Origin of the sequence: Citrobacter sp. wls718 (genome assembly GCF_005280945.1) — a bacterium.
Taxonomy (GTDB): domain Bacteria; phylum Pseudomonadota; class Gammaproteobacteria; order Enterobacterales; family Enterobacteriaceae; genus Citrobacter; species Citrobacter gillenii.
In genome coordinates, this window is sequence record NZ_SZWV01000052.1 from 83,844 (window position 1) to 86,992 (window position 3,149).

The 3,149-nt window shown below is 52.7% G+C and carries 3 protein-coding genes and 1 pseudogene; all 4 read left to right on the plus strand.

Annotation, left to right across the window (positions count from 1 at the left end; all coding sequences use genetic code 11):
• Positions 1-279 (plus strand): annotated as a pseudogene (locus FDW95_RS23725) (penicillin-binding protein 1C); the annotation flags it as partial.
• Positions 280-416: 137 nt separating this feature from the next.
• Positions 417-848: a nucleoside-diphosphate kinase gene (gene ndk, locus FDW95_RS10295; RefSeq protein ID WP_044714626.1), complete on the plus strand. Its 432-nt coding sequence runs from the start codon at positions 417-419 to the stop codon at positions 846-848.
• A 292-nt stretch (positions 849-1,140) separates the two neighbouring features.
• On the plus strand, positions 1,141-2,307 hold the full coding sequence (locus FDW95_RS10300) for a bifunctional tRNA (adenosine(37)-C2)-methyltransferase TrmG/ribosomal RNA large subunit methyltransferase RlmN (RefSeq protein WP_115257784.1): 1,167 nt from the start codon (positions 1,141-1,143) through the stop codon (positions 2,305-2,307).
• Between the two features lie 283 nt (positions 2,308-2,590).
• Positions 2,591-3,149, plus strand: a 559-nt coding sequence (gene rodZ / locus FDW95_RS23730) for a cytoskeleton protein RodZ (protein WP_249359029.1), incomplete at its 3' end; no start/stop codon positions are given.

The window sequence follows — 3,149 nt, forward strand, 5'->3', positions numbered from 1 at the left end:
GCAACCTGCCCGCCGTTGGGGCAGGACGCTTCTTTACCGCTGCAGTTGACAGGCGTTCGCGATGGCGCGATTGTGAAACGCTTACCCGGTTCACCAGCGGTCTCCGTGCCGCTACAAACCAGCGGTGGGACAGGTGAACGCTGGTGGTTTCTTAACGGTGAGCGGCTGGAAGAACGTGGGCGGAGTCTGACCCTGCGCTTAACGGTCGCAGGAGAGTACCAGCTGTTGGTTATGGATGACGGCGGGCAGGTTGCCACGGTGAGATTTGCTTTGCAGTAGACCAGTCTGATGTTATTTGTTGCTGAAATTCATCTTATTTTAAAGAAATGTTACCTTCATCAATAGTCAATTGCCGGGATGCTCTTTATAATCCGCGCCAGGTAAACCACAACAAAACAATTTTTTCAGAGGTAATCATGGCTATTGAACGTACTTTTTCCATCATCAAACCAAATGCGGTGGCAAAAAACGTTATTGGAAGCATTTTCGCACGCTTTGAATCAGCAGGGTTCAAAATTGTGGGGACTAAAATGCTGCACCTGACCGTTGAACAGGCGCGTGGCTTCTATGCCGAGCACGACGGCAAACCGTTCTTTGATGGCCTGGTTGAATTCATGACCTCTGGTCCGATCGTTGTTTCCGTTCTGGAAAGCGAAAACGCCGTTCAGCGTCACCGCGATCTGCTGGGTGCAACCAACCCGGCGAATGCGCTGGCAGGTACGCTGCGTGCAGATTACGCTGACAGCTTCACCGAGAACGGCACCCACGGTTCCGACTCCGTCGAATCTGCGGCGCGTGAAATCGCCTATTTCTTTGGCGAAGGCGAGGTTTGCCCGCGTACTCGCTGATCTCCTGCGTCTTTCACGTCGCCGATGCGTTGGCTGCGTTCGTTTACCCCGGTCACATAGTTTTCTATGCTCCCGGGGATGATCGAACTTACCGTCTTCCTGCGACGCGAAATCCTTTGGAGATGAATTAGCATTTACATATTATTTTCGCTAATGCTTCGTGCAAACGTGGCATCCCTGCGCCAGACTTTGTACAATGCAACGCCCCGGAAGAGCAGACCGCTTGCCGGGGCGTTTCTTTTTATCAACCCTCCACGGGCCATAACGTGTAACAACGAGGCCGGAAAAAATTATGTCTGAATTAGTTAACACCTCTGAAGTCGTCATTGCTGCGGTTCCAAATAAAAATGGAAAAATTAACCTGCTGGATCTGAACCGTCAGCAGATGCGCGAATTCTTCAAAGAGATGGGCGAAAAGCCGTTTCGTGCCGATCAGGTCATGAAATGGATGTACCACTATTGCAGCGACAACTTTGATGACATGACTGACATCAACAAAGTGCTGCGCAACAAACTGAAAGAAGTCGCTGAAATTCGCGCCCCGGAAGTGGTGGAAGAGCAGCGTTCGTCTGACGGCACCATCAAATGGGCCATTGCCGTTGGCGACCAGCGCGTAGAAACCGTGTATATCCCGGAAGACGATCGCGCCACCCTGTGTGTGTCTTCACAGGTCGGCTGTGCATTAGAGTGTAAATTCTGTTCTACGGCGCAACAGGGCTTTAACCGTAACCTGCGGGTGTCGGAAATCATCGGCCAGGTCTGGCGCGCGGCGAAAATCGTCGGTGCAGTGAAGGCAACGGGCGTGCGTCCTATCACCAACGTGGTCATGATGGGCATGGGCGAACCGTTGTTGAACCTGACCAACGTGGTTCCGGCGATGGAAATCATGCTTGATGACTTCGGTTTTGGGCTGTCAAAACGCCGTGTTACGCTGTCTACTTCCGGCGTGGTCCCTGCACTGGATAAGCTGGGCGACATGATTGACGTTGCGTTGGCGATTTCCCTGCATGCGCCGAACGATGAAATCCGTGACGAAATCGTGCCGATCAACAAGAAGTACAATATTGCTACGTTCCTTGAGTCGGTACGTGGCTACATTTCGAAGTCGAACGCCAACCAGGGCCGCGTCACCATCGAATATGTGATGTTAGATCACATTAACGACGGTACCGAGCACGCACATCAGCTGGCGGAGCTGCTGAAAGATACGCCGTGTAAGATTAACCTGATCCCATGGAACCCGTTCCCGGGCGCGCCGTACGGACGGAGTTCTAACAGCCGTATCGATCGTTTCTCCAAAGTGTTGATGGGCTATGGTTTCACGACCATCGTGCGTAAAACACGCGGCGACGATATTGATGCAGCCTGCGGTCAGCTGGCGGGTGACGTCATTGACCGTACCAAGCGTACTCTGCGCAAGCGCATGCAGGGTGATGCTATCGACATCAAGACCGTTTGATGTTGGTGCACTACGGTATAATTAATGTACCGTAGTGCAATGTAAGTGACATACGGTCATTTGTTATACTCGTCAGGTCAATATTAACGGTGCGTTTTCGTCGACTTTAAGGCAGTATGTAGCGGCCCAACAAGAGTTTAGCCCTCAGGTTTACGCTGTTTTGTCATTGATAGTCTGACCGTTTTATACTGTCTGACCAAGGTTAACTGACCAGATGTTTCGCGGTGTGGGTGAGCATTGTGGCTCACCGGCGCCAGAGCCCATATTTACGCAGCTGTAGCGAATGAATACTGAAGCCACGCACGACAAAAATGAAGCACTCTCCACCGGCGTTCGCCTGCGCAATGCCCGTGAACAACTCGGATTCAGCCAACAGGCAGTCGCGGAACGACTGTGCCTGAAGGTCTCCACGGTACGCGATATTGAAGAAGATAAGGCGCCAGCCGATCTCGCTTCAACGTTTCTGCGCGGGTATATCCGTTCCTATGCGCGTTTGGTGCATATTCCTGAAGAAGAACTGTTGCCAGGGCTGGAAAAACAGGCTCCGATTCGCCCAGCCAAAGTGGCGCCGATGCAGAGTTTCTCGCTCGGTAAGCGCCGCAAAAAGCGTGATGGCTGGTTAATGACCTTTACCTGGCTGGTACTGTTTGTCGTGGTTGGACTTACTGGCGCCTGGTGGTGGCAGAATCATAAAGCGCAGCAGGAAGAGATCACCACGATGGCCGATCAATCCTCCGCTGAGCTAAATGCGGGTAAAGACAGTGCCCAGAGCGTGCCGTTAGATACCAGCGCTGCGGCAAGTCAGGATATGACTCCCCCCGCGCCGGATGATGGCGCGGCGG

Bases quoted from the DNA above. Each gene is read 5' to 3' on its own strand.
- ndk (WP_044714626.1), top strand. From the start codon at position 417: ATGGCTATTGAACGTACTTTTTCCATCATCAAACCAAATGCGGTGGCA.
- FDW95_RS10300 (WP_115257784.1), top strand. From the start codon at position 1,141: ATGTCTGAATTAGTTAACACCTCTGAAGTCGTCATTGCTGCGGTTCCA.